This is a genomic window from Nocardioides sp. LML1-1-1.1 (genome assembly GCF_040676175.1).
GTDB lineage: Bacteria > Actinomycetota > Actinomycetes > Propionibacteriales > Nocardioidaceae > Nocardioides.
Window position 1 is genome coordinate 194,357 of record NZ_JBEGHK010000002.1, and the last position, 25,651, is coordinate 220,007.

Consider the following 25,651-nt stretch of genomic DNA (forward strand, 5'->3'; position numbering starts at 1 on the left):
CATGCGTGCGATCTGGAAGGGTGCCGTCTCCTTCGGCCTCGTCAGCGTCCCGGTGAAGCTCTACAGCGCCACGGAGAGCCACGACGTGTCGTTCCGGCAGGTGCACGCCAAGGACGGCGGCCGGATCAAGTACCAGCGGGTCTGCGCGATCGACGGCGAGGAGGTCCCCTACTCCGACATCGCCAAGGGCTTCGAGACCGAGGACGGCGAGATGGTCGTGCTCACCGAGGACGACATGGCCAACCTGCCGACGACCTCCTCGCGCGAGATCGCCGTCGAGAAGTTCGTGCCGGCCGAGCAGATCGACCCCCTGCTGTTCGAGAAGTCCTACTACCTGGAGCCCGAGGGCACCGGCGCCAAGCCCTACGCGCTGCTGCGCCAGGCGCTGCAGGACTCCAAGCGGATGGCCGTGGTCACCGTCGCCCTGCGCCAGCGCACCACCACCGCGGTGCTGCGCGTGCGCGAGACCGAGGCCGGCGACGTGATCGTGCTGCAGACGATGATGTGGCCCGACGAGATCCGCACGCCCGACTTCCAGGTCGAGGCGGGCGACGTCAAGCCCGCCGAGGTGAAGATGGCGCAGATGCTCATCGAGACCCTGGCCGGTGACTTCGACCCCGAGGAGTTCGAGGACGACTACGCCGACGCGGTCAACGCCGTCGTCAAGGCGAAGATCGAGGGCGGCGAGGTGCAGCGCACCGAGACCTCCGCCAAGACCGGCGGCGAGGTCGTCGACCTGCTCGCGGCGCTGCAGCGCTCGGTCGAGGCGGCCAAGACCAGCCGGGGCGAGGAGGCCCCCGCCAAGAAGACGGCCAAGAAGGCCCCGGCGAAGAAGGCTCCCGCCAAGAAGGCCGCGGCCAAGAAGACGACCGCGAAGAAGACCGCTGCCAAGAAGACCGCGAAGAAGACGGTCAAGAAGGCCAGCTGATCAGTCCACCTCGTCCTCGGCGCGCTCGATCAGGTCCTTCACCGCGTCGATCGAGCGGATCCGCCCGCTCAGCACCGGCGAGCTGCGGTCCGACAGCAGCGCGGTCGGGATGCCGATCAGCTGGGCGTCGTTGTTGATCGCCATGCCACCGGAGTTGCCGGGTGCGATCCGGGCGTCGGTGTCCAGCTCCGAGCGCGGCCCCAGCTGCGGGTCGTTGATGATCGTGGAGACCACACCCGTGGTGACGGTGATCGAGTCCTGGGAGCGCGCCACGGCCGGGAAGCCGAGCACGGTGACGTCGTCACCGGCGCGCAGGTCGCCGGACTCGCCGATCGGCACGGTCGGCAGGTCGAGGTCCTCGTCGAGGTCGCTGCCGTCGGCCTTCGCGAAGACCTGGATCACCGCGACGTCGAGCGAGCCGTCGGCCTCCACCACCTTGGCCCGGTAGGCGGCCGGGGAGTTGGTGTCGGTGCGGCCGTCGGTCAGGTGGACGAGCAGGTAGTCGGGGTTCTCGAGGTCGAGGTCCGGGTAGAGGTCGTCGAGCCCCGGCGAGGCGGGCGCCGCGACGTGGGCGTTGGTCAGGATCAGGCCGTCCTCGCGGATGATCGAGCCCGAGCCGCCGTAGCTGACCCGGCCCTCGCTGGCCGAGACGGTGTCGGCGGTGATCTTCACCGTCGCCGCCTTCGCCGACTCCAGCTCGTCGGCGGTGAGCGACTCCATCGAGGAGGTGGTCGGGTCGTCGGTGCCGTCGCCGCCGGCACGGCGGTCGGGGTCCTCGTCGCGCCCGATCAGGAAGGCCGCGCCCAGCACGCCGGCGATGAGCAGCAGCACCGCCACCGCGGCACCGATCACCACCAGCCGCTTGCGCAGCCGGCGCCGACCGATCCGGCGCTCCTCCTCGGCGGCCGACAGGATCGGCACCAGGGTCAGCTCCGGACCCGCCACCGGGTGGCCCAGGCGCAGCGAGATCCGCTCGTCGAAGTGCTGCGTGCCGACCTTGCGGCCCTCGCGGTAGGTGCCCTCGTTCGACAGGTTCGTCCAGGTCCACCCGCCCGGGTGGGCGTCGACCCGCCCGTGCACCCGCGAGCAGGCGGGGTCGGCGATCACCACCGTGCAGTCACTACGACGGCCCACGGTGATCTGCGCCGGGTGGCGGAAGCGGTGCTCGCGGCCCTCGGCGACCAGCAGCAGGTCGGGGCCGGTGCGCGGCGGTGGCGGGCCGCCGTAGCCGGGCGGGCCGGCCTGCGGGGCCGCCGCGAGGATCTGGGTGGCGTCGTTGCCGGCGATCGGCGGCGGCAGGCCCGGCGCACCGGCAGGCCGGGCACCCGGTGCGGGCGGAGGCATCTGGGCCGGCGACACCGGCGGCGGGACCGGCGCCGGGGGCAGCGGGGCGGGTGGCACCGGCGCCGGGGCGGACACGGGCGGCGTGGTGTGGTCGGCGGCCGGGCCGGCGTCGTACTGCTCGGCGGGGACGACCACCAGCTCTGCGCCCGGCGCGGGCGGGCCGCAGCGGACCGCGAGCCGCTGGGTGATCGGCTGCTCGCTGATCCGCGTGCCGTCGACGAAGGTGCCGAACTGGCTGCCGGCGTCGACCAGCACCCAGCCACCGCCGGACTGGCGGATCTCGGCGTGCTGCCGGGAGACCGAGCCGGCCGTGAGCACGACGTCGGCCTCGATGGCACGACCGATCCGGTACGACGACTTGCCGTCGAGCCGGAGCACGCGTCCGTCGACCTCGACCACCAGGGACATGGGCGTCATCCTTGCGGACCGGGTGCGGGAACGGCCGGACGCCGCACCTGCACGGTGGAATTGCGGATCTGGATCTTCGCACCCTCGACCAGCTCGATCGTCCGGTCGGGCTCCAGGAGGAAGCTCTGGCCCCCCGGGTAGGCGACCGGCCAGGAGAAGTCCGAGGCGTTGTGCAGGCCCCACCGGTCCTTCGCCTCCGGGTGCTGACGCACCCGGGCCAGCACGGCCGGCTGGTCGACGCCGGAGGTGAGGTGGTCGGAGCGGATCGTGGACTGCGGGCCGACCGCGATGGTGCGCCGCCCCATCTCCAGCAGGTACGGCGGACGGAACTCCGTGCCGTCCTGCCAGCAGGTCACCGACTCCGCGCCCGGGGCCCAGAAGTTCGTCGTACCGCACGACGGGCAGGCGAGCATCCCGTCGCGCAGCCGGTCGAGCGCCTTGATCCACTGCCCCTCGGTGACCCGCGCGCCGGACTGGTCGAGCCCGTCGACGAAGGCCTGGACGAAGAGGTCGCGCACGAACTGGGGGTAGATCTTCCAGTACTGCTGGACGATCTGCGCCGGCCGGTTGTCCGAGCGGGTGGGGTGCATGCAGAACAGCGGGTCGGTGCCGAAGTGCCGCATCAGCCACTGCGCGTCGCGCATCCCGGTGTCGGTGCGCGCGCCCTCCAGCGGGTGGCCGAGGAAGAGCGCGTAGAACAGCAGCACCGCGAGGGAGTGGCGGTCGGTGTCGGTGTTGGGCAGGGTCCGGTACGTCGTGTCGCGGACCACCTCCGGCGCCATGAAGTACGGCGTCCCGAGCACCCGCCCGGTGCCGTTGTCGATGCCGACGTTGTCGTTGTCGCAGATCAGGACGTTGCCGTTGCCGGGGTCGAAGAAGACGTTGCCGAAGGAGATGTCGCGGTAGCACAGCCCGCGCGCGTGCAGCCGCAGGAAGCTGTAGCTCAGCTGGCGGCACAGCTCGATGATCGAGGCGAAGGAGACGTCGAGCGGGTTGCCGTCGCGGTCGGCGTTGAGCAGCAGGAAGCTGAGCTCGAGGAAGCGCGGGTGGCGCAGGTGCATGACGTAGCCGAAGCTCGGCTCGGTCGCCACCCGCGCCATGCTGAGCGGCCACAGGAAGCGCCCGTGCGGGGAGCCGATCTCGACGAGCTGCTGCATCTCGTCGTACTGCACGGCGGTGGCGCTCTCCGGCTTGTACCACTTCAGTGCCAGCGGCTCGCCCGAGTCGCGGCGCACCTCGAAGACGTAGCCCTGACCGCCCTGACCGAGCAACGAGGTCACCCAGGCGCGCCCCAACGGGCCGAGGTCGACCTCGACACCCTCTGCCAGCACCATGGGTGGCCCGACCTCCGTGTGAATGCGCTGCTCTGGACTGCGTGACAATGTATAGCCTCGGCAGAACACGGGAAGTTGAAACCCGACGGGACCGACGGAGAGAGCAGGAGCGCCTGATGAGCGACCGACTGGGTGGTGCGCTGGCGCGCAAGCCGCTGCACTTCATCTTCGTGCTCGACGTGTCGGGCTCGATGCTGCGCGGGGGCCGGATCCAGGCCCTCAACAACGCCATCACCGAGGTCCTCCCCCACCTCAAGGACGAGGCCCGGGCCAACCCGCACGCCGAGCTGCTGATCCGGGTGCTGGCCTTCGCCAACGAGCCGCAGTGGGTCATCGAGCAGCCGACGCCGGTCGACCAGGTGCACTGGCAGCGCCTGGAGGCGGTGCCGCGCGGCTTCACCGAGCTGGGCAGCGCCCTGCAGACCCTCGCCGGCGCGCTCGACGAGCTCGACGAGTCGCACAGCGCCTTCCCGCCCGCCATCATCCTGGTCTCCGACGGAAGGCCCACCCAGAGCAGCGGGATCACCTTCGCCGAGGGTCTCCAGTCGCTGCTCAACAACCGCTGGGGTGCCACCGCGGTCCGGCTCGCGCTCGGGGTGGGCCGCGACGCCGACATGCACTCGATGCGCCGCTTCATCGGCGACGAGGACGTGCCGCTGCTGCGTGCCGACAACCCCGAGCAGCTCGTCGAGTACATCGTCTGGGCCTCCAAGGCCGCCAGCAAGGTCGCCTCGCGCCCGGTCGTCGGGCCCGGCACCGGCGTGGGCGCCGCTCCCCCGAGCCCGGTCGGCGACCCGATCTGGAGCACCCTCGGATGACCGTGCGCTGGACGACGCTGTCCGGCTCCTCGATCGGCTCCGTGCACGTCCGCGACCACCTGCCCCTGCAGGACGCGGTGCTGACCTGGACCGACCCCGAGCAGGGGTACGCCGTCGCGGCGGTCGCCGACGGCCACGGGCACCACGCGCACTTCCGCAGCGACACCGGTGCGGCGATGGCGGTCGTCAGCGCCGTCGAGGAGCTGCGCCGCGTCCTGCCCGCGGTGGCGCAGGCGGGCCCGGACCGGGACGCCGCACGGGACCTGCTGCGCGGCGCCGCCGCCGGGCTGGTCGACACCTGGACTGCCAAGGTGCGCCACCACGCCGAGGCGAACCCCTTCACCGAGGCGGAGCTGGCGGTCAGCGCGGCCGCTGACCCGCTGCGCCCCTACGGCAGCACGATCCTGGCCGCCGCCGCGCTGCCCGGGCTGGTCCTCTTCCTGCAGATCGGCGACGGCGACACGGTCCTGGTCACCTCCACCGGTGAGGCGGCGCGACCGCTGCCCGAGGACGGCGACCTCGACGGGGTGCACACCAGCTCGCTGTGCCAGCCGCGGCCCCTGGACGCGCTGCGGATCGCCGTGCTCGACGTGGCGGAGCGCGACGTGGCGCTGGTCTACCTGTGCACCGACGGCTTCGGCAAGCCGCGGGTCGACGCCTCCGGGTGGTGGCGCGAGACCGGCGAGCAGCTGCTCGGCTTCTGCCGCAGCCACGGGCTCACCTGGGTCCGCGACCAGCTGCCGGACTGGCTCGCCGAGCCTGCGAAGGTCGGCGGTGACGACACCACGATGGCCCTGCTGGTGCGCTCCGACGTCGCCGGGATCAGCCGGCCGGACCTCGCCGACACCGTGCCGGTGCCGGACTGAGCCGACCGGTCAGTCGTCCTCGCCCGGCCACCACTTCTCGAGCTTGTCCAGGTCGCCCTGGAAGCTCCACGCGACGCCGTAGCAGTTGCACCCGGCCTCGTCCCAGTCCCAATAGATCGTGGCCGTCTTGCCGCTGCTGTCGAGGTAGGCGTAGTAGGCGCCCTCGGGCTTGCCCTTGCCGAAGCGCCAGGTCCCCTTGCCGGCCCGCTTGCTGGCCTTGTCGAACTGGCCCTTGTAGTAGGCGCGGTTGTCGGTGATCCCCTTGCGATCCTGGTAGCGCCCGACGGTCACGACGATGCCGGGCTCGCCCGCCTCGCACTTGCTCTCCTCGGTCTCACCCGCGAGGAAGGTGCGCTGACGGGTGCACCCGGAGACCTCCAGGTTGAGCTCGACGAACTCGCGCAGCACTGGGTCCGCCGGCGCCGTCGGCACGACGACCCGCGGCGACGTCGCCGTGTAGAGCTCGGTGAGCGAGTCGATCCCGGCCGTCCCGCTCGCGGTGAGGGTCGCCGACTGCAGCGCGGTCGCGCTGTCCCAGTAGACGAGGGCCGGGTCGGAGGTGCCGCCGCGCTCGGGGTCGTACTGGTAGAGCGCGGTCGCGCCGTTGTCCGCCGTCATCGTGCCCGCGCGGTAGTCGAGCCGGGCGGTGCGGGCGGCCTTCGCGGCGGCCTCGTCGGCGAAGGTCACCAGGCGCAGCGTGCCGGCGTTGACCGTGCAGTCGACGACCTCGCGCTGGCCGGACCCGGGCGAGCCGGCCCGGCAGTCGGTGGCGCCCTTGCTGATCGAGGAGGCGAGCGCGTCGTACCGGGTGTCGAGGGCGGCGGGCTCGACGTCGACCTCGGTCGTGCCGCTCGACCTCGGGTCCTCCGGCGAGGGGTCGTCTCCCCCGCTGGCGAGCACGACGGCGGTGATGCCACCTCCGAGCACCACGACGCCCGCGACCACGGCCGCGACGACCGGACCGGTGCGGCGCTTGCGGGGCGGGCTCGGCGTCGGCGCCGACCAGTACGGCGGCGGGCTGGTGACCGGCGGAGGCGGCGGTCCGGACGGTGTCACCGCGGTGCCGGTCGGCGGCGGCAGGTACGACGGCGGGCGCTGCGAGCGGTAGCGGAGCACGATCGCCTCGGGGACCCGCCCGACGGCGTACCCCAGCACGGCAGCCGCCCAGCTCGACGACAGGTGGTCGCCCCCGCGGTCACGGGCGAGCCGGGCTCCGGCCTCCTCGACGGCGCGGCCGGCGTCGGCACCGCTGTCGATCATCGCCTTCAACGGGGCGAGCACGTCGAAGCGGACCGCGTCGGCCAGCAGGTTGATGTCTCCGGTGCTCGCCTGGTCCTCCGCGAGCACGTCGTCGAGCACGCCCCGGAAGCCCGTGCTGTCGGCCAGCATGACCTCCCCGTGGCGCGCGACGACGTCCCGGATCGCGTCGTGGAGCTCCATGCGGGCCAGCATGGCACGGCCGCTAGGTGGTCTCCCAACGGAAGAGTCGCGCGGCGAGCAGCGTCACCACCACCGCGAACCCGGCGAGGATCAGCAGCGGCACCACGGCGGCGCCCGGTCCCTCGCCCCGCACCATCACGTCGAGCATGCCGGTGTTGAGGTGCTTGAGCGGCAGCACCTCCGAGAGGTGGCGCAACCACGCCGGCGCCCCGTCGAGCGGGAAGAAGGAGCCGCTGAGGAAGGCCATCGGCAGCACCAGGAAGTTCGCCAGGTTGACCGCACCCTCGGTGGTCTTCGCCAACGCGCCCGCGAGCAGCCCGATCGCCATGAAGCACAGCGTGCCCACCACGATGAGCGGCACCGCCATCCACCACGACCCGGTCAGCCGCAGGCCGAAGGCGGCCGCGCCCAGGCCGAGGAAGATCGCGAGCTGGCCGAGCGCGACGACCAGGGTCACCGCGACCCGCGCCGCGACGATGGTGCCGGTGCCGACCGGGGCGAGCTGCAGACGGCGCAGCAGCTTCGACTGGCGCCACCCCTGCAGGGTCGCGGCCGCGCCGAACGCCGCGCTCATCGCGACCGCCCAGCCGAGCAGGCCCGGGGTGACGAACTGGATGGTGGTCAGCGAGTCGTCCTCGACCCGTCGCGGGTCGAAGACGTACGTCGGCGGCCGGCCCGACGCCGCGACGTTCGCGCCGTCCACGAAGGCCCGCAGCGTGCCCTGGGTGATCGCGGCGCCGACCTGGTCGGTCTGGGTGTAATGGGCGACCAGCCGGTCACCGCGCTGCTCGATCGCGACGTCGGCGTCACCCTTGCGGACCTTCTCCAGCGCCGCGGCGAGGTCGTTGCTCGTGGTGACCTCGAAGGTGTCGTCGAAGGCGGCCCGCGCGTCGTCCGGCAGGTCCTCCACGAGCGGCACCGCGCCGACCTGGACCAGGTCGACCTTGCCCTGGTCCTGGTTGCCGAGCAGACCGCCGAAGAGGACGAGGAACATCAGCGGGAACACGACCGCGAAGAAGACCGCCGCGCGGTCGCGGACGAAGCCGCGCAGGATCGCCACCGACAGCGCCCAGAAGGCGGAGCGGCTCATGCGCGGTACTCCCGCCCGGTGAGCGCGAGGAAGACGTCCTCCAGGGTGGCCGTCTGCACGGTGAGGCCGTCGAGGCGCTCCCCCGCCGCCAGGACGGCGATCACGCCGGCCGGGTCGCGGGTCACCAGGACCGTCTGGTCGCCGTCGTCCCGGGTCTCCGTCACGCCCGGGATCGCGGCGGCCCGCTCGGGGCTCAGCGCGCCCGGCGCGACGGTGATCCGGGCCGGGGCGTCCAGGCCGCGCACCAGGGCCGCCGGGGTGCCGACCTCCAGGATCCGCCCGTGGTCCATCACCGCGACCCGGTCGCACAGGTGCTCGGCCTCGTCCATGTAGTGCGTCGTCAGCACGACCGTGCGCCCGCTGTCGTTGATCGAGGACAGCAGGTCCCACAGGTTGCGCCGAGCCTGCGGGTCGAGCGCGGCCGTCGGCTCGTCGAGGAAGACCAGCTCCGGGTCGTGGACCAGCGCACAGGCGATCGAGAGCCGCTGCGCCTGACCGCCCGACAGGTCCTCGACCCGGGTGTCGGCCTTGTCAGCGAGCCCCACCCGCTCCAGCCAGCCGTCGGCGGGACCGGTGCCGACGCCGTAGAGCCGGGCGAAGGTGTGGATCTGCTCGCGCGCCGTCAGCCGCTCGAAGAACGAGGACGCCTGCAGCTGCACGCCGATCCGTGGCTGCAGGCGCGGGTTGCGCGGCCACACCGGCTCGCCGAGCACCCGCACCTCCCCGCCGTCGGGACGGCGCAGGCCCTCGAACATCTCCAGCAGGGTCGTCTTCCCCGCACCGTTCGGGCCGAGCACGCCGACGAACTCGCCGTCGCCGATCTCCAGGCTCACGCCGTCGACGGCCGTCAGCTCGTCGTACCGCTTGGTGAGGTCGCGCGCCTCGATCGCCGCCATCAGGCGAGCAACCCGCGCACCACCCGCAGCCCCACCGAGACCTTGGCGATGTCCGTCGGCTCGTCGGTGCACACCGCGGTGAGCGCGGAGACGGCCTTCTCGACGCCGCCGACGCTCTCCTCCCACGCGGCGACCCGGCGGGCGGCGACCTCCTGCGGGTCGTCGCCGTCGGCCACCGCGAGCTCCGCGGTGGCCTCCAGCACCTCGCCGGTGAGCTGGGCGTGCACGGCGTGCAGGTCGTCGCGCAGCGCGGCCCGGGCCATCGTCTGCCACTGGTCGGCCCGCGGCAGGTCGACGATCCGCTGCTGCAGCGCGGAGACGCCGAGCCGCTCGCCGAGCGCGAAGTGCACCCGGGCCACCTCGGCCGGCTCCAGGTCCGCGGCGTCGGCGATCTCGACGACGTTGAGCAGCGTGTAGGCCACGTCGAAGGACGCCACCCGCGAGGCCAGGTCCTCCGGCACGTCCTGGGCGACCAGCGCCTTCCGCCGGGCCTCGTACGACGCCAGCTCGGTGCCGGTCAGCAGCTCGGGCAGCTGAAGCATCGTGTCCTGGACGTGGGAGGCGAAGAACTCGACGTTGCCCTGGCTGTCGAGCGGGGGCCGCCGGTTGGTGACCAGCCAGCGCGAGGCCCGCTCGACCAAGGTCCGCATCTCCACCCGCATCCGGGTCTGCAGCGCGGCGTCGAGCACGTTGTCGTACTCCTCCAGCTCGCGACGCAGCTCCAGCGACCCGAAGATCTCGCGGGCCACGAAGTTGGCCCGGGTGAGCTCGGCCGCGCTCGCGCCGGTCTCGCCCCACAGCCGCGGCCAGTACGTCATCCCGGCCCCGTTGACGAGGTCGTTGACGACCTGGGTCACGATGATCTCCCGGCGCAGCGGGTGGTCGTTGATCTGGTCCATGAAGCCTGCCTGCACCGGCGCCGGGAAGTACGACTGCAGGTCGATCGACAGGTACGGGTCCTCCGGCAGGTCGGAGGCCAGCAGCTCCTCGGCGAGCACGATCTTGGTGTACGCCATCAGCACCGCCAGCTCGGGCTGGCTGAGCACGCCACCCGCCTCGATCCGGCGCTTCACCTCCCGCGTCGGCGGCAGCGCCTCCAGCTCGCGGTCGAGGTGCCCCTCGGACTCCAGGTAGGCCATCCACTGCTCGTGCACGTGCAGCAGCGAGGGCGCGTTCTTCGCGGCATTGGCCAGCGCGAGGTTCTGCTCGTAGTTGTCGCGCAGCACCAGCTCGGCGACCTCGTCGGTCATCGAGGCCAGCAGCTCGTTGCGCTGCTTGCCGGTCAGGTCGCCGTCGGCCACCACCCGGTCGAGCAGGATCTTCAGGTTCACCTCGTGGTCGGAGGTGTCCACACCGGCGGAGTTGTCGATGAAGTCGGTGTCGATCCGGCCGCCGTCGACGGCGTACTCGATCCGGCCACGCTGGGTGAAGCCCAGGTTGCCGCCCTCCCCCACGCAGCGCACCCGCAGGTCGCCGCCGTTGACCCGGATCGCGTCGTTGGACTTGTCGCCCGCCTCGGCGTCGGTCTCCGAGGCTGCCTTCACGTAGGTGCCGATGCCGCCGTTCCACAGCAGGTCCACCGGCGCCAGCAGCACCGCCCGCATCAGCTCCGCCGGCGTCATCCGCTCGACGCTGCCGGCGATCCCCAGCGCGGTGCGGACCTCGTCGCTGATCGGGATCGACTTCGCGCTGCGGGAGTAGATCCCGCCGCCCGCCGAGATCAGCGACCTGTCGTAGTCCTGCCAGCTCGAGCGCGGCAGGTCGAAGAGCCGCTTGCGCTCGGCGTACGACGTGGCGGCGTCGGGCGTCGGGTCGAGGAAGATGTCGCGGTGGTCGAAGGCCGCCACCAGCCGGATGTGCTCCGAGCACAGCATCCCGTTGCCGAACACGTCGCCGGACATGTCGCCGATGCCGACGACGGTGAAGTCCTCGTTCTGGCAGTCGACGCCCATCTCGCGGAAGTGGCGTCGTACGGACACCCAGGCGCCCTTGGCGGTGATGCCCATCGCCTTGTGGTCGTAGCCCACCGAGCCGCCGCTGGCGAAGGCGTCGCCCAGCCAGAACCCGTAGTCGGCCGCCACCCCGTTGGCGATGTCGGAGAAGGTCGCGGTGCCCTTGTCGGCCGCCACCACGAGGTAGGAGTCGTCCGCGTCGTGGCGCACGACCGACGGCGGAGGCACGGTCTCCCCGCCCACCAGGTTGTCGGTCACGTCGAGCAGCCCGCGGATGAACGTCGTGTAGCAGGCGACCCCCTCGGCCAGCCAGGCCTCGCGGTCACCGCTGTCGGGCAGCTGCTTGGCGTAGAACCCGCCCTTCGCGCCCACCGGCACGATCACGGTGTTCTTCACCATCTGCGCCTTGACCAGGCCGAGGATCTCGGTGCGGAAGTCGTCGCGCCGGTCCGACCAGCGCAGCCCGCCGCGCGCCACCGCGCCGAAGCGCAGGTGCACGCCCTCGACCCGCGGGGAGTAGACGAAGATCTCGAACTTCGGCCGCGGCTCCGGCAGGTCGGGGATCGCCGAGGGCTCCAGCTTCAGCGACAGGTAGGGCTTCGGCACGCCGGCGTCGCCCTGGTAGTAGTTGGTGCGCAGGGTGGCCTGGACGTGGGTGAGGTACGAGCGCAGGATCCGGTCGTGGTCGAGGCTGACCACGTCGTCCAGCGCGGTGCGGATCTTCGTCACCAGGCCGGCCTCGCGATCCTCACGGCCCTCACCGGCGCCCGGGTCGAAGCGGGTCTCGAAGAGCAGCACGACCAGCCGCGCCAGCTCGGCGTTGTCGAGCAGGGCCTGCTCGATCGAGTCCAGCGCGAACGGGCTGTTGCCCTGGCGCATGTACTTCGCGTACGCCCGCAGCACCATCGCCTGGCGCCAGGTCAGCTGCGCACGCAGCACCAGCCGGTTGAAGCCGTCGGTCTCGGTGTAGCCGTCCCACATCGCCCGCAGCGCGTCGGCGAACAGCTCACGCGCGTGGTCGGGCAGCGCCTCGCCGTAGCGCAGGCCGAAGTCGTAGACGTGGGTGCGCCGCTCCAGGCCCGTCAACGCGTACGGCCGCTCGTCGACGACCTCCACGCCCATCGACGACAGCATCGGCAGCACGCCGCTCAACGACAGCGGGTCACCGATCCGGAACACCTTCAGCCGGGCCTCGCCGTCGGCGGCGTCCAGGTCGGCGTACAGCGACTGGTCGGTGCCGGACTCCCCCTGGATCGCCTCCACCCGGCCGAGGTCGACCGCGGCGGTGCGGGGGCTGAAGTCCTCCTTGTAGGCCTCGGGGAAGGCGTCGGCGTAGCGGCGGCCGAGCAGGGCGCCGACCTCCTCGCCGTACTCGGCGATGACGGCCTGGAGGAAGTCCTCGTGCCAGGAGCGCGACGCCTCGACCAGGCGCCGCTCCAGGTCGGCGGTGTCGATGTCCTCGGGGACCAGCTCGCCCTTGGGCAGGTGCACCACGAAGTGCACCCGCGCGGTCGTCGACTCGTTGATGCTGACGTTGAACTCGACGTCGTCCGGGCCGATCCGGCCGCGACCGATCTGCTCGGTCAGGATCTGCACGAACCGCTGCCGTACGCCGGTGTTGTAGCGGTCGCGGGGCAGGTAGACGAGCACGGAGAGGTAGCGCGCGTAGGTGTCGCGGCGGATGAACAGCCGCACCGCGCGCCGCTCGCGGGCCTGCATGGCAGCCTCGACGATCGGGGCCAGCTCGTCGACCGGCGTGTGGAACAGCTCGTCGCGCGGATAGGTCTCCAGGGTGTCCAGCAGCGCGGCACCGTCGTGGCTGCGGGCGTCGTAGCCGCTGCGGCGCAGGACCTCGTCGACCTTCTCCCGCAGCAGCGGGATGTGCAGCAACGACTCGGTGTAGGCCGCGCTCGAGAGCAGGCCGAGGAAGCGGCGCTCGCCCACGACCTCGCCGGCCTCGTCGAAGGTCTTCACGCTGACGTAGTCGAGGTAGGCCGGCCGGTGCACCGTCGAGCGGGAGTTGGCCTTCGCCAGCACCAGCAGGGTCTTCTCGCGGGCCTTCGCCTTGACCGCGTCCGGCAGCCGGCTGAACGCCACCGAGGTCTCCCCGTCGCCCGGGCCCTCGCGCAGGATGCCCAGCCCGGTGCCGGCGACCGGGCGCAGCACGTCCTCGTCCTCCTCCGAGCCCGGCAGGGCGACCTTGTCGAGCACGTACTCGCGATAGCCCAGGAAGGTGAAGTGCTCGTCGGCCAGCCACTCGAGCAGCTCGCGGGCGCGGCGTACCTCCTCGGTGTCCAGGGGCGGCGGGCTCGCCGTCAGGCCCTCGACGATGTCGGTGACCTGCTCGTGCATGCCGGACCAGTCGTCGACCGCGGCGCGGACGTCGGCCAGCACCCGCCGGCACGCCGCCGCCACCTGCTCGGGATGGTCGTCGCCGTCACCGCCGAGGCGGCCGACCTCGATGTGCATCCACGACTCGCGGACCGCGCCCTCGGGGGCGGTGACCGAGCCGGAGGCCACCGGCTCGGCCGACTGCAGGCGACCGCTGTCGTCGCGTCGTACGTCGAAGGTCGGGTGCACCACGGTGCGCACGTCGTGCACCAGCCGGGCCAGCAGCATCGTCACCGAGTCGACGAGGAAGGGCATGTCGTCGACGACGACCTCGACCACCGAGTGCCCGGCCGCGGACCAGCCGTGCTCGGCCACGGTCGGGGTGAACACCCGCACCTTCGGCTGCCCCGGCTCGCGGTCCTGGGCGAGGTGGTGGTGGGAGGCGTAGGCGCCGTAGATGTCGACGTCGCTGCGCGCGGCCAGCTCCTCGGTGGCCACGTGCCGGTAGTAGGCCGGCAGCATCTCGGGCAACGCATCACGCGGCGGTCCGCCCGTTCCCTTCGGAGGTCCGGCCGCGGCGGCGGCCTGCGCGAAGATACGGTCACGGTCGGCCCCCGAGGCCGAGGGCAGCAGCGTCGTCGTTGACACCCCCTCAACGTAGGGCGAACGCGTGACGCGGACAACATGACGCAGTTACCGGCCGGTCACCTCCGTGCGGCGCCCCGGTGCGCCATGATGGCGCCCATGAAGTTCCGACGTGAGCTCGCCTACGAGGCGGGTCCCGGCGAGGTGTTCGCGATGCTCGCGGACCCCGCGTTCCGGGAGAAGGTCGCCGCGGAGCAGGGCGTGGTCTCGATCGACGTGCGCATCACCCCCACGGGGGCGGGGTTCACGATGGTCAGCGACCAGGTCCAGGACACCGCCGGCCTGCCGGCGATCGCCAAGAAGATCGCCGGCGACACCACCCGTGCCGTCGTACGCGAGGAGTGGTCCGAGGCCACCTCGGGGACGATCGAGATCACCGCGCCCGGCAAGCCGACCAAGGCCGTCGGCACCGTGCGCCTGGTCGCGGCCGGGCCGGGAACGACCTACGTCCAGGAGCTCGACGTGAACGTCAAGGTCCCGCTGATCGGCGGGAAGCTGGAGACGCTCATGGCCGACAACATCGATGCAGGCCTGTCCGTGGAGCACTCCGTGGGCACGGCCTGGCTGAGGGGAGAACGCTGACATGGCAACACGTCTCGTCCACGAGATGACGTACGACGCATCGCTGATCGAGGTCGCCGCGATGCTGAGCGACCCGGAGTTCCGGCAGGAGGTGTGCCGCAACCAGCGCGCGACGTCGTACTCCGCCGAGGTCGAGGGGAACGTCGACGCCAAGGCCGTGCGGATCGAGATGACCCAGCCGACCGACAAGGTGCCGTCGTTCGCGAAGAAGATCGTGGGCGACTCCACGACCATCGTGCAGACGGAGACCTGGTCCAGCCCCTCGCACGCCGAGGTGCGGGTGACCATCCCGGGCAAGCCAGGCGAGATGGCCGGCACGGCGGTGCTCGTCGAGAAGGACGGCGTCACCACCGAGACCGTCACCCTCGACATCACCGTCAAGATCCCGCTCGTCGCCGGCAAGATCGAGCAGCTGATCGCCAAGCTGCTCGGCAGCGCGCTGCGCGCCGAGGAGCGGACCGGGAAGGCCTGGCTCGCACGCTAGTCGCGCGCTGAGCGCTCAGTCCTCGTCGAGGCCCGGTTCCCCACGGAGCCGGGCCTCCTCGGCTTCCTGCTCCTCCCGCTCCTCGGCCAGCTCGGCACGACGGCGGATGGCGATCACGATCCCGAGCACGACGAACGGCCCGAAGGCCAGGACGATGGTGGCGACCTGCTCGACCGGATGCAGGGCGCCCATGTGGAGCGGGATCACGGCCTCATCGTCCCATCCCGCACCGGGGGCCCTCCCGCCGGTCTCGGCCCTCAGATCGCCATGCCTGCACCCCTTGTCCTTCGAACACCTGTTCCAGTAATCTCCCGGCATGAGCTCCCCCGACGCGCTTGCCGAGGCCACCACGGTGGCCGAGGTCGCCGCGCGCCTGGCCGGGACCCGGTGGGACGAGGTGCCCGGACCGACAGCCGTCGAGGTCGCCACCGCGATCGCCGGCGCCCGGGGCCTCCTCGACGCCGCGCTGCTCGGGGTCGTCGAGCAGCTGGAGGCCACCGGCGCCGCCCAGGACCTCGGGTGGGCCTCCACCAAGGACTTCCTCACCCACCTCACCGGTGGCCACCAGGGCAGCGGGGGCGGCCTGGTCCGGGCCGCCGAGCAGCTGCGCGAGCTGCCGGCCGTGCGCGAGGCGCTCGAGGCCGGGCGGGTCACCCTGCCCCAGGCCCGGGTGATCGCGAGCAAGGTCCAGACGTTGCCGCGTCATCCCGAGCTCCGCTCCGCCGTCGCCGACCGGATGCTCGCCCTCGTCGACGAGCACGGGCACAACGCCACCGCGCTGCAGACCGCCTTCACCGACGTCGTCCGCGAGGTCGACCCCGACGGCCTCGCGGTGGCCGCCGACCTGTTGCGCGACAAGGCCGAGCGCGGGGCCCACCACGCGCGCCACCTGTCCTTCGCCAAGGACGGCCTCGGCGGGGTCCGGGTCCGCGGCTACGGCACGATCGAGGACGCCGAGCGGATCAAGAGCGTCCTGCTCCCCCTCGCCGCGCCCCAGGTCACCGAGCCCGGCTCCTGCGGCGGCGTCTCCGGCCACGGCCGGCCGATGTTCGACGACGACGGCCGGGCCACCACCGTCCCGTGTCCCACCGCCGGCTGCCCGCACGACGGGCGCGACCCGCGCCAGCCCGACGCGCGGCTGTGGGACGCGCTCGTCGACGCCTGCGACCAGCTGCGTGCCACCGACACCCTCCCCCGCGACCACGGCTCGCTGCCGAGGGTCGTGGTGACGATCGACCACGCCAGCCTCAGCCAGGCGGTCATCGACGACGGCCGGGCCGCCGAAGGGCGGACCGACACCGACACACGGCTCTCGCCGCAGTCGGTGCGCCGGCTCGCCTGCGACGCCGAGATCCTCCCGGCCGTGCTCGGCAGCGAGAGCCAGGTCCTCGACGTCGGCCGCACCCAGCGCCTGGTCACGCCCGGGCTCTGGTCGGCGCTGCTCGTCCGTGACCGGCACTGCGTCTTCCCGGGCTGCACCCGGCTCCCGCTGTCCTGCGACGCCCACCACGTGGTGCACTGGGCCGACGGCGGTGCGACGAGGCTCGACAACCTCGCGCTGCTCTGCCGCCACCATCACACGCTCACCCACCGCACGCCGTGGACGCTGCACATCGACGGCGACACGGGGCGACCGGTGTGGACCCCGCCACCACGCCTGACGCTGACCAACGCGGAGGGCCGGATCACCTACATCCCGGCCCGGTCCCCGCACCCTCCGGGCGCGCCACCGCCTCTCGTCGCCTGAGCGGAGGCTGCGCTCAGCTGCTCTTGCCGCCCGGCTTCGGCTTCGGCTTGGTCGAACGCCGCCCGCGCGGGGCCCGCTCGCGGGTCGCCGAGGAGAGCTCGAGGAGCTCGTCCAGCGCCTCGCGCACGCAGACGCCGAGGAGATCGGCGTCAGGGATCCAGTCTCGGTCGGCCGTGATGCCGTAGAACACACCGCCGTCGTAGGACGTCACGCTGATCGCCAAGGGGTGCCCGGGCGTCAGCGGCGGCACCGGATAGCTGGCCAGCATCCGCGCGCCGGCGGCGTAGAGCGGCGCCTGCGGCCCCGGGACGTTCGTCACCGAGAGCTGGTAGCCCCGCCGGAGCTCCGCCGCGGCGACGCGCGAGCCGATGGCGTGGAAGGTCGTCGGGGCGAAGCCGGCGATGCCCGCGAGCCGGTTGGCGGCGACGCTGCGACCGGTGTCCTTGTGCGCCTGGAAGGAGTACGACACCTGGTGCAGGCGCACGACGGGGCTGGGCTCACCGATCGGCAGGTCCACGAAGTGCGCGGCGATCTGGCTGCCGAGGGAGGTGGCCTCCAGCTCCTCGTCGATGACCGAGACCGGCACGACCGCACGCACCTGCCGCATCCCACCCAACGACTCCGCGCGGGTCATCAGCCAGCCACGGAGCGCGCCGGTGACGGTCGCCAGGATGACGTCGTTGACGGTGCCGCCGTGCGCCTGCCGGACGGCCCGGTAGTCGGACAACCGGGTCTCCACCGTGACGACCCGGCGCTGCTGCGAGAGCGGACCGTTGATCACGCCGCGCCGGATCTTGGGGCGGCGCCCGGTCGCGGCAGCCACGAACGAGCGGGCGCGCTCGCTGCGCCGGTCCGCGGTCCGCGCCACCGCGCGTGACCCGGTGCGGACGGTGTCGAGCAGCACCCCGGGATCGGTGAGGTTCTCGCGCACGGCACCACCGAGCAGGCGGGCCGGGTTGGGCGAGCGGCGCGGCGCCCAGTCGTCCGGGTCGAGCTCGCGCGCCTCCGGCTGGAGGTCGAGCAGCAGCTGCCCCAGGTCGACGGTGTGCACCCCGTCCACGAGCGCCTGGTGGGTCTTGGAGAGCAGCGCGACACGGCCGCCCTCGAGCCCCTCGACGTAGTAGATCTCCCACAGCGGCCGCGTCCGGTCGAGCGGACGGGACACGATCCGGGAGACGAGCTCGAGGAGCTGGGCCGACGTACCGGGGCGGGGCAGGGCGGACCGGCGGACGTGGAAGCCGAGGTCGAACTTCTCGTCGTCGACCCACACCGGGTTGGCCAGGTGTCCGGGCACGGACTGCAGCCGCTGGCGGTAGCGCGGGACGAACGCGATGCGGTCCCGGATGAGCGCGACCAGGCGGGCGTGGTCGAACGCCCCGGCACCCTCACCCGGGTCGAAGATCTCGATCGTGGCGTTGTGCAGGGGCGTCTCCGGCGTCTCCTCAGCGAGGAACGTCAGGTCGCGCGGCCGCACCCGATCCACCACGTCGTCACTCCAGTCTCTGCAGGACCCCCGGCGACGACGTCCGGCCCCATTCCGGACGTCCTGGGGTCACCGTGAGATTCTGGCAGAGAACCGGGAGCCAGGCCTGCACGGTCCACTGCATGTCGGCTCCCCGACGAGGAGGATCCATGCAGCGGCTGCGCGCTGTCGGCGCCGTGCTCACCGGTGTCGCCCTGCTCGCCTCGGTCACCGCCTGTGGCGGCGAGGACAAGGCGAGCTCCGACGATCCGGTGGTCGTGAAGATCACCATCAAGGACGGCAAGGTCGACCCCAGCGGCGACCGCGTCGACGTCGGCACCGGTCAGCCGATCGACCTCGAGGTGACGGCCGACAAGCCCGGCGAGCTGCACGTCCACTCCGAGCCCGAGCAGCAGCTGGAATACGCCGCCGGGGAGACCACCCTCAAGATCGCGATCGACCGGCCCGGCGTGGTCGCCGTCGAGTCGCACGAGCTGGACCAGATCATCGTCCAGCTCGAAGTCAGGTGAACGGGGTCGTCGAGGCCCACGGCATCGGCGGCCAGGCGGATCTCCCGATCTCCCTGGAGCTGGCCGTCTCGGGCGCGGTCGCCGCGCTCGTGGTCTCGTTCACCGTCCTGGTCGTCGCCTGGAACCGTCCCCGCTACGACGGCGGCCAGCACCCAGGGCGCCCCGCGTGGGCGGTGCTCGACCGGGTCACGGGCTCGCCCGCCTTCGCGGTCGCGCTGCGGGCCCTCGGCATGGTGCTCGCGCTCTACACGGTCTTCTGCGCGGTGGCCGGCCAGAACGTCCTGACGAACCCGTTCTTCGGGATCTTCTACGTGTGGTGGTGGGTGGGCCTGGTCTTCGCCTCGGCGCTGCTCGGCCCGGTCTGGAAGGCGATCAGCCCGGTCCGCACCCTCAACGCGGCGATCGCGAGGCTCGCCGGCAGCGACCCCGACCAGGGCGTGCTCGCCTACCCGGAGCGACTCGGCTACTGGCCGGCGGCTCTCGGCCTCTACGCCTTCGTGTGGCTGGAGCTGGCCTACAAGTACCCCACGGAGCTCGGCTCGGTCCGCTTCTGGTGTGCCGTGTACGTCGGCGCGATGCTCGTCGGCGGCGCCATCTTCGGCAACCGGTTCTACGAGCGGGCCGACCCCTTCGAGGTCTACTCCTCGCTCATCGCGAAGCTCTCCCCCTGGGCCCGCCACGACGGCCGGCTCGTGGTGCGCAGCCCGTTGGCGAACCTGTCGACGATCGAGCCGACGCCGGGCCTGGTGGCCGTGGTGGGCGTGCTCTTCGGCAGCACGGCCTTCGACTCGTTCCGCGAGTCGACGTTCTGGGTGAAGACCTTCCAGGACTCCAGCATCAGCAAGGTCTACCTCGACAACGCCGCGCTGCTGGTCTTCGTGCTGACGGCCGGGCTGCTGTTCAGCATCGGCAGCGCGCTGACCCCGTCGGCGGAGGGCCTGGCCCGACGCGAGCTGCCGCGTCAGTACGCCCACTCGATCGTGCCGATCATCCTCGGCTACATCGTCGCGCACTACCTCACCCTCTTCATCGACGTCGGCACGCAGACGTTGGCCCGTGCGAGCGACCCGTTGGGCAAGGGCTGGGACATCCTGGGTACGGCGGGCGTCGAGCCGTCGTACTGGTTCTCCTACCACCCGGAGGTGCTCGCCTCGATCAAGGTGCTGGCGGTGGTGCTCGGCCATGTCGTGGCGGCCGTCGCGGCGCACGACCGGGCGCTGAGCCTGCTGCCGAAGCGCGACCAGATCACCGGGCAGCTCCCGCTGCTCGTGGTGATGGTGGCGTTCACCGCCGGTGGCCTGATGCTGCTGTTCAGCGCCTGAACCTCAGCGCCTGAACCTCAGCGCCTGACCATCGCGTCGAGCATCCGCCCGATCGCACGGGTGAGCGCGCAGTCCCCGGACTCCAGCAGCAGGAGGCCGGCGACCAGTGCACGGTCCACCGCGGCCTGGTCGTCGGGCAGGAAGTGGACGCCGCGGCTGGCGCCGAAGCCGGCGAGCATGGCGGTCACGTCGGACTCCCGCCAGCCCAGGCTGGATCGCATCCGGTTGACCACGATCCGCACCGGCGGGTCCGGCCGGAGCTCGTGCAGCTCGGTGACGGCGCGGGCCAGCCGCGCCAGCCCGACGGGGTCGGCGCCGCCGACGAGCAGCACCTCGTCGGCCACCTCGAGCGCCTCGCGGGTCAGGTCGCTGCGCGAGGGCCGGCCCAGGTCGGCAGCGAGGTCGGGCTCGACGGAGAAGCCGGTGTCCAGCACCACCTGACCGTCACGGCGGGCGTGCTCGACGAGGGCGGTCAGGGTGCCGGCGCGGATCTCGGCCCAGCGGTCCGGGCGCGGCAGCCCGGTGAGCACCCGCAGCCGCTCGGAGAGCTGACGCTGGGCGCCGGGGAAGCGGTCGTCCATGGTCCCGGCGGCGACCAGCCGCGCGGCGGCCAGCAGGCCGGAGGCCTCGTCGAGGATGCCGAGCTGTTGGGCGACGGAGCCGCCGTGCGGGTCGGCGTCGACGAGCAGGGTGTCCAGCCCGCGCCGGGCGAGCTCGGCGGACAGGGCCGTGGCCACCGTGGTCCGCCCGGGTGCGCCTCCGGGGCCCCAGACGGTGATGACCCGGCCGAGCTGGCCACCGCCGGCCGGCACCGGGGCAGGCCCGAGCGGAACGACGGGCACGGTGTCCTCGGACGGCGGGGCGACGCACACCCGCTGCGCGACCTCGTCGACGAGCTCGGCGGCGAGGACGGACGCGATCCCGATCTGGGCGGCGCGAGGCTGGGCCCGCTCGACCTCGGTGGCGACCGCGACCACCCGCACCCCCCATCGGGCCAGGTCGTCGAGCACGGTGCGGTCCAGCCCGGCCAGGTCGACGCCGAGCACGGCGACCTCGGCCTGGCCGCGGCTGGCGGTGGCGAGGAGGTCCTCGACGTCGACGCACCGCTTCAGCACGACGGTACGGCGGTCCTGCTGCAGCACCTCGAGCGCCCGCGCCTCCCAGGCCGCCCCCGTGGAGACGAGGACGACGACGGTGGGCGTCATGAGCGCTGGAGGATCCGGATGACCGGGTCCTCGAGCTTGCCGAGCGCGCGCTCGAAGTCCGCCGCCCGCTCGTCCTCGACCGCCACCACGACCTGGCGGGTGCCGGAGACCGCGAACCCCTCGTCGTACGACGGGGCGGCGACCACCCGCACCCCGCTGAGTGCCGGGCGGTCCGCGCCGCTGACCCAGACGTCGACGACGGAGCCAGCCTCGACGCCCGGCGGCACCCGCTGCGGGTCGACGGCGAGCGGGACCTCCAGCACCGGTTCGTCGTCCGCGGCACCGACCGCCGATCGGGCGAGCAGCTCGCCCGCACCCACCTCCCGGGTGAGCACGAGGTCCTCGGGCACCGGCTGGTCGGCCGGGAAGTAGTGCTCCAGGGCGGCGCCGTCGGCGAAGCGCACCCGCTGCACCTCCAGGTCGGCCGCCGCGACCGGCGTGCCGCTCCCCCGGTCCGCGACCATCCCCCACACCGTCACCGTGTCGTCGGCGGCCGCGAGCAGGCGCGCACCGAGGACGACCGAACCGGCGATCAACAGCACGCCGAGCCACAACCGCGGGTCACGCCAGCCGGGCCGCGACGCGCGGAGCGCGGGCGGCGGGACGGGCGTGCCCGGGGAATTCCCGAGATCCCTGGACACGGCCACATCATGCAACCGCCAGCACGACGGCGCCACTGTCTTCCACAGGCACGCGCGGCGGGCTCGGCAACGGCGGTACCGGATGCGACGATGGGCCCATGCCCGAGACCTCGAGGTTCCTCACCCTCGCCGACGTCGCCGAGGTGCTCAACACCTCCAGCGCGCAGGTCTACGCGCTGGTGCGCCGGGGCGAGCTGCCGGCGATCAAGATCGGCGGGCGCGGGCAGTGGCGGGTCGAGCGTTCCCGGCTGGAGGACTACATCGCCGAGCAGTACCGCCAGGCCGAGCAGTACGTCGCCGAGCACCCCTTCGTGGAGTCGGAGGAGCGCTGAGGGGGCTCAGCCGTCCTCGCCGTCGAGGGTGACCTTGACCTTCTGCGAGCCGGAGCCGCGCTCGACGGTGAACTCGATGGACTGCCCCGGCTGGTAGGTCCGGATCGCGACGATCAGCGCGATCCCGTCGGTGACCCGCTGGCCGTTGACGTGGGTGATCAGGTCGCCCTTCTTCAGCCCCGCGTCCTGGGCCGGGCTCTTGGCGATGATCTCGTCGAGGGTGGCGCCGTCGCCGGTGGGGATGCCGCCGGTCTTCACCTTGGCCCCGATGACGGGGTACTGCGCCTTGCCGGTCTTGAGGATCTGGTCCGCGGTGACCCGCACCTGCTCGACCGGGATCGCGAAGCCGACGCCGATGTTGCCGGCCTCCTTGTCGGTGGAGCCGCCGCCGGCGGTCGCGATCGCGGAGTTCACCCCGATCACCTCGCCGCGCTGGTTGACCAGCGGGCCGCCGGAGTTGCCCGGGTTGATGGCCGCGTCGGTCTGCACGGCGTCGATGTACGACGACTCGTCGGCCGAGGAGCCGGTGGTGACGGGGCGGTGGAGGTAGCTCACGATGCCGGAGGTGACGGTGTCGGGCAGGCTCAGCGGGGAGCCGATCGCGACGACCGGCTCGCCGACCTGGAGCTGCGCGGACCGGCCGAGCTTGGCGGGCGTGAGCTTGTCGTGCTTCTCGACGTAGAGGATGGCCAGGTCGTAGACAGGGCTGCGGCCGACGACCTTGGCGTCGTAGCGGTTGCGGTCGTGGTCGATGACGACGATCGGGCCGTTGTCCTTGGCGGCGTCGGCGACGACGTGGTTGTTGGTGACGATGTGGCCGTTGCCGTCCATCACCCAGCCGGAGCCGGTGGCGCCGGCCTCCTGGCCGTCGTACTCCGCGAGGATCTGCACGGTGCTGGGCAGCAGCGCCTTGGCGACGGCGGCGACGGAGCCGGGCGCGGCGAGCGGGGCCTGGTCCTCCAGGTCCACGCCGGACAGGCCGGCGTCGGTGTAGCCCGCGCCCTGCGGGTCGTCGTCGAGCAGCTTGTCGTAGCCCAGCGCGCCGAGGAAGCCGCCGCCGAGGCCGACGACGAGCGCGAGCAGCGCCACCAGCGGCCAGCGCCAGGCCGTGCCCCCGCCGGAGCCGGTGGGCCGGCGGACGGAGAGGTCGGCCGCGCTGGGCGGCGCCGCGGGCGGCGGCGGGAGCAGGGAGGGCGCCATCAGCGCGTCGGACGGCAGCACGGCGGTCGGCTCCGGGGCGGGCTCCGGGGCGGACTCCGGCGTCGGCTCGGGGCGCACCGCGCCCGCGGCCGGCGGGGCCCACTGCGAGCCCGGGTCCGGCGTGCGCGCCTGGGCGATCGGCTCGGTGGGTTCGCCGTCGTACTCGTCGTTCACCTGGACATCATTGCCGATCCACCCACATCGGGCGGTCTCAGGGCAGGACGCGGCCGATCGGGATCGGCTGTCCCGGGCGCGGCACCCACGGTGTCGAGGACCCGCTCGGCGTGGCCGGGGTGCTCGGCACGGAGGAGTTGATCTGGGTGACCGGCGGACGGCGGTCGCTGGGCGGGGCGCTGCCCGAGACGAACCCGAGCGCGACCACGCCGAGGATCGCTGCACCGACGGCGCTGCCGCCGATCATCACCGCACCGGTACGACGGCCCGCCTCGTGCACCGGGGCGGCGAGGGCGTCGCCCGGCGGCATGCTCATCAGCGAGCCCTTGAGCCCGGACGGCGCCTCCCGGTCTCCCCCGCACATCGCGGCGAGCCGGGTCTTGACCCAGCCCTCGCGCTCGACGAGGTCACGGCAGGCGTGGCAGGCGTAGACGTGCGCCCACGCCTCCTCGGTCTCCTTCGCGGAGAGCTGGCCGTCGAGGAGCGCGCTGACCCGGGTGCCGAGGTGCCCGATCACGAGGCGCCTCCGGCCGCGACGGGTGCCGGGCCGGCGTACTGGGTGCGGCCGGCGGCGGGCGCGCGGTGGGCGAGCGCGGTGCGCAGCAGGGCCCGGCCGCGGTGGATCCGGGAACGGACCGTGCCGAGCTTGGCGCCGAGGATCTCGGCGATCTCCTCGTAGCTGAGGCCCTCGATGTCGCACAGCACGACGGCGGCGCGGAAGTCGGGGGGCAGCGCGGCGAGCGCGGCCTCGACGTCGTCGTCGAAGGTCTGGTCGGCGTAGGCGAGCTCGGGGGCGGGCGAGGCGCTGGCGATCCGCGCGGCGCGCTCGTCGGAGAGCGCGTCGAAGCGGATCCGCTGCTTGCGGCGGGCCTGGTCGAGGAAGAGGTTGGTGGTGATCCGGTGCAGCCAGCCCTCGAAGGTGCCGGGCGAGTAGGTGTGCAGCGAGCGGAAGACCCGGACGAAGACCTCCTGGGTGAGGTCCTCGGCGTCGTGACGGTTGCCCGTCAGGCGCAGGGCAAGGCGGTAGACACGGTCGGAGTGCTGCTCGACGATGCTCTCCCAGGCGAGGTCCTGGGGCTGGGGATCGACGGGCTCCTTCATCGTGGCCTTCTTCCGCTGGATCAGTGCCAAGGTCTCCTGGCTCCTCTCACCGTAGGGGTCGGTCCTGAACGTTCCCTGTGAAGAAGGTCAACGAACGGCATGGACGCACTGTTCCCGGCCTCCGACGTCACGGGCACCGGACGGCCTAGGGTGTGGGTCGTGGCTCCGACACCGATCTCCGCGACCAGCTGGACCTTCGCCGACACCTACGTCGGCGAGGACGACGTCCTGGCGGCCGCCCGGGCACGCGCCGAGGAGGTCGGCGTCACGCCGATCGGCGCCGGCGCGGGTGCCGCGCTGCGTCTCCTCGCGGCGGTGCTCGAGGCCCGTGCGGTGGTCGAGATCGGCACCGGCACCGGGGTCTCCGGCGTCTGGCTGCTGCGCGGGATGCGCCCCGACGGCGTGCTGACGACCGTCGACGTGGAGGCCGAGCACCAGCGCCTGGCGCGGGAGTCCTTCAAGGAGGCCGGCGTCACCTCCCAGCGGGTGCGCACGATCGCCGGGTCCGCGCTCGACGTGCTGCCGCGGCTGACCGACGGCCACTACGACATCGTCTTCGCCGACGGCGACAAGCGCGAGTACGGCGCCTACCTCGGTGAGGCGCTGCGCCTGCTCCGCCCCGGCGGTGTCGTGGTGTTCGACAACGCGCTGTGGCACGGGCGGGTCGCCGACCCAGCCCAGCGCGACGAGGAGACCGTCGCGATCCGCGACCTGGTCCAGCAGGTCGCCGACACCGAGGGCCTCGTCCCCGCGCTGCTGCCCGTCGGCGACGGGCTGCTGGTGGCGAAGAAGGAGTGGGTCCCGGAGTCGGGCGACTGA

Annotated in this window: 23 protein-coding genes; 10 read left to right on the forward strand and 13 right to left on the reverse strand. The window is 72.7% G+C overall.

What is annotated here, in order from left to right; translation table 11 throughout:
* The first annotated feature begins 1 nt into the window (after nucleotide 1).
* Nucleotides 2-928 (forward strand): Ku protein, encoded by a 927-nt coding sequence (locus MRBLML1_RS07550; RefSeq protein WP_364513739.1) that lies wholly within the window; start codon nucleotides 2-4, stop codon nucleotides 926-928.
* On the opposite strand, the gene MRBLML1_RS07555 is transcribed toward MRBLML1_RS07550, so the two are convergent.
* Both MRBLML1_RS07555 and MRBLML1_RS07560 read right to left on the reverse strand, forming a co-directional pair.
* Nucleotides 929-2,680 (reverse strand): FHA domain-containing protein, encoded by a 1,752-nt coding sequence (locus tag MRBLML1_RS07555; RefSeq protein WP_364513741.1) that lies wholly within the window; start codon nucleotides 2,678-2,680, stop codon nucleotides 929-931. It lies immediately after the preceding gene.
* A gap of 5 nt (nucleotides 2,681-2,685) precedes the next feature.
* On the reverse strand, nucleotides 2,686-4,014 hold the full coding sequence (locus tag MRBLML1_RS07560) for a protein kinase domain-containing protein (protein ID WP_364513744.1): 1,329 nt from the start codon (nucleotides 4,012-4,014) through the stop codon (nucleotides 2,686-2,688).
* 116 nt (nucleotides 4,015-4,130) lie between these two features.
* Between MRBLML1_RS07560 and MRBLML1_RS07565 the strand changes: the two genes are divergently transcribed.
* Both MRBLML1_RS07565 and MRBLML1_RS07570 read left to right on the forward strand, forming a co-directional pair.
* Nucleotides 4,131-4,832, forward strand: a complete 702-nt coding sequence (locus MRBLML1_RS07565) for a vWA domain-containing protein (protein ID WP_364513747.1) — start codon at nucleotides 4,131-4,133, stop codon at nucleotides 4,830-4,832.
* Nucleotides 4,829-5,698: a protein phosphatase 2C domain-containing protein gene (locus MRBLML1_RS07570; RefSeq protein WP_364513750.1), complete on the forward strand. Its 870-nt coding sequence runs from the start codon at nucleotides 4,829-4,831 to the stop codon at nucleotides 5,696-5,698. The genes MRBLML1_RS07565 and MRBLML1_RS07570 overlap by 4 nt, the downstream gene beginning before the upstream one ends.
* A gap of 9 nt (nucleotides 5,699-5,707) precedes the next feature.
* Here the strand turns inward: MRBLML1_RS07570 and MRBLML1_RS07575 are convergent, their stop codons facing one another.
* The 4 genes from MRBLML1_RS07575 to MRBLML1_RS07590 are packed head-to-tail and all read right to left on the reverse strand — an operon-like array spanning nucleotide 5,708 to nucleotide 13,929.
* A complete protein-coding gene (locus MRBLML1_RS07575) occupies nucleotides 5,708-7,138 on the reverse strand; it encodes a hypothetical protein (protein ID WP_364513753.1) in 1,431 nt (476 codons plus the stop codon).
* A gap of 22 nt (nucleotides 7,139-7,160) precedes the next feature.
* Complete coding sequence (locus MRBLML1_RS07580) at nucleotides 7,161-8,228, reverse strand: ABC transporter permease (protein ID WP_364513756.1); 1,068 nt, start codon at nucleotides 8,226-8,228, stop codon at nucleotides 7,161-7,163.
* A complete protein-coding gene (locus tag MRBLML1_RS07585) occupies nucleotides 8,225-9,124 on the reverse strand; it encodes an ABC transporter ATP-binding protein (protein ID WP_364513759.1) in 900 nt (299 codons plus the stop codon). The genes MRBLML1_RS07580 and MRBLML1_RS07585 overlap by 4 nt, the downstream gene beginning before the upstream one ends.
* On the reverse strand, nucleotides 9,124-13,929 hold the full coding sequence (locus tag MRBLML1_RS07590; protein WP_364515598.1) for an NAD-glutamate dehydrogenase: 4,806 nt from the start codon (nucleotides 13,927-13,929) through the stop codon (nucleotides 9,124-9,126). Before MRBLML1_RS07590 ends, MRBLML1_RS07585 begins: the two co-directional genes overlap by 1 nt.
* Nucleotides 13,930-14,151: 222 nt before the next feature.
* Between MRBLML1_RS07590 and MRBLML1_RS07595 the strand changes: the two genes are divergently transcribed.
* Together MRBLML1_RS07595 and MRBLML1_RS07600 are read left to right on the forward strand one after the other, a co-directional pair.
* The gene (locus MRBLML1_RS07595; protein WP_364513762.1) at nucleotides 14,152-14,634 is read left to right on the forward strand and encodes a DUF2505 domain-containing protein; all 483 of its coding nucleotides are present in this window, start codon (nucleotides 14,152-14,154) and stop codon (nucleotides 14,632-14,634) included.
* 1 nt (nucleotide 14,635) lies between these two features.
* On the forward strand, nucleotides 14,636-15,118 hold the full coding sequence (locus MRBLML1_RS07600) for a DUF2505 domain-containing protein (protein ID WP_364513765.1): 483 nt from the start codon (nucleotides 14,636-14,638) through the stop codon (nucleotides 15,116-15,118).
* A 15-nt stretch (nucleotides 15,119-15,133) separates the two neighbouring features.
* Here MRBLML1_RS07600 and MRBLML1_RS07605 read toward each other — a convergent pair whose 3' ends face one another.
* A complete protein-coding gene (locus MRBLML1_RS07605) occupies nucleotides 15,134-15,325 on the reverse strand; it encodes a hypothetical protein (protein WP_364513768.1) in 192 nt (63 codons plus the stop codon).
* 109 nt (nucleotides 15,326-15,434) lie between these two features.
* Between MRBLML1_RS07605 and MRBLML1_RS07610 the strand changes: the two genes are divergently transcribed.
* Nucleotides 15,435-16,865, forward strand: coding sequence for an HNH endonuclease signature motif containing protein (locus tag MRBLML1_RS07610; protein ID WP_364513771.1), 1,431 nt, complete (start codon nucleotides 15,435-15,437; stop codon nucleotides 16,863-16,865).
* Nucleotides 16,866-16,878: 13 nt separating this feature from the next.
* On the opposite strand, the gene MRBLML1_RS07615 is transcribed toward MRBLML1_RS07610, so the two are convergent.
* Nucleotides 16,879-18,351: a WS/DGAT/MGAT family O-acyltransferase gene (locus tag MRBLML1_RS07615; protein ID WP_364513774.1), complete on the reverse strand. Its 1,473-nt coding sequence runs from the start codon at nucleotides 18,349-18,351 to the stop codon at nucleotides 16,879-16,881.
* A 146-nt stretch (nucleotides 18,352-18,497) separates the two neighbouring features.
* Here MRBLML1_RS07615 and MRBLML1_RS07620 point away from each other — a divergent pair, with 146 nt between their 5' ends.
* Entirely contained in the window at nucleotides 18,498-18,857 is a 360-nt protein-coding gene (locus tag MRBLML1_RS07620; protein WP_364513777.1) for a hypothetical protein, read from the forward strand.
* A complete protein-coding gene (locus MRBLML1_RS07625; protein ID WP_364513780.1) occupies nucleotides 18,854-20,179 on the forward strand; it encodes a hypothetical protein in 1,326 nt (441 codons plus the stop codon). The genes MRBLML1_RS07620 and MRBLML1_RS07625 overlap by 4 nt, the downstream gene beginning before the upstream one ends.
* 17 nt (nucleotides 20,180-20,196) lie before the next feature.
* Here the strand turns inward: MRBLML1_RS07625 and MRBLML1_RS07630 are convergent, their stop codons facing one another.
* Entirely contained in the window at nucleotides 20,197-21,384 is a 1,188-nt protein-coding gene (locus MRBLML1_RS07630; RefSeq protein WP_364513783.1) for an AAA family ATPase, read from the reverse strand.
* Entirely contained in the window at nucleotides 21,381-22,025 is a 645-nt protein-coding gene (locus MRBLML1_RS07635) for a hypothetical protein (RefSeq protein ID WP_364513785.1), read from the reverse strand. Before MRBLML1_RS07635 ends, MRBLML1_RS07630 begins: the two co-directional genes overlap by 4 nt.
* Before the next feature lie 98 nt (nucleotides 22,026-22,123).
* On the opposite strand from MRBLML1_RS07635, the gene MRBLML1_RS07640 reads away from it, so the two are divergent.
* Nucleotides 22,124-22,357, forward strand: coding sequence for a helix-turn-helix domain-containing protein (locus MRBLML1_RS07640; protein ID WP_364513788.1), 234 nt, complete (start codon nucleotides 22,124-22,126; stop codon nucleotides 22,355-22,357).
* Nucleotides 22,358-22,363: 6 nt separating this feature from the next.
* Here MRBLML1_RS07640 and MRBLML1_RS07645 read toward each other — a convergent pair whose 3' ends face one another.
* Genes MRBLML1_RS07645 through sigE form a run of 3 tightly spaced genes read right to left on the reverse strand, consistent with a single transcriptional unit; the run spans nucleotide 22,364 to nucleotide 24,832 of the window.
* On the reverse strand, nucleotides 22,364-23,731 hold the full coding sequence (locus MRBLML1_RS07645) for a S1C family serine protease (RefSeq protein WP_364513791.1): 1,368 nt from the start codon (nucleotides 23,729-23,731) through the stop codon (nucleotides 22,364-22,366).
* Nucleotides 23,732-23,768: 37 nt separating this feature from the next.
* Nucleotides 23,769-24,248, reverse strand: coding sequence for an anti-sigma factor family protein (locus MRBLML1_RS07650; RefSeq protein ID WP_364513794.1), 480 nt, complete (start codon nucleotides 24,246-24,248; stop codon nucleotides 23,769-23,771).
* The gene (gene sigE / locus MRBLML1_RS07655) at nucleotides 24,245-24,832 is read right to left on the reverse strand and encodes an RNA polymerase sigma factor SigE (RefSeq protein ID WP_364513797.1); all 588 of its coding nucleotides are present in this window, start codon (nucleotides 24,830-24,832) and stop codon (nucleotides 24,245-24,247) included. Before sigE ends, MRBLML1_RS07650 begins: the two co-directional genes overlap by 4 nt.
* Before the next feature lie 159 nt (nucleotides 24,833-24,991).
* Between sigE and MRBLML1_RS07660 the strand changes: the two genes are divergently transcribed.
* Nucleotides 24,992-25,651 (forward strand): O-methyltransferase, encoded by a 660-nt coding sequence (locus MRBLML1_RS07660; protein WP_364513800.1) that lies wholly within the window; start codon nucleotides 24,992-24,994, stop codon nucleotides 25,649-25,651.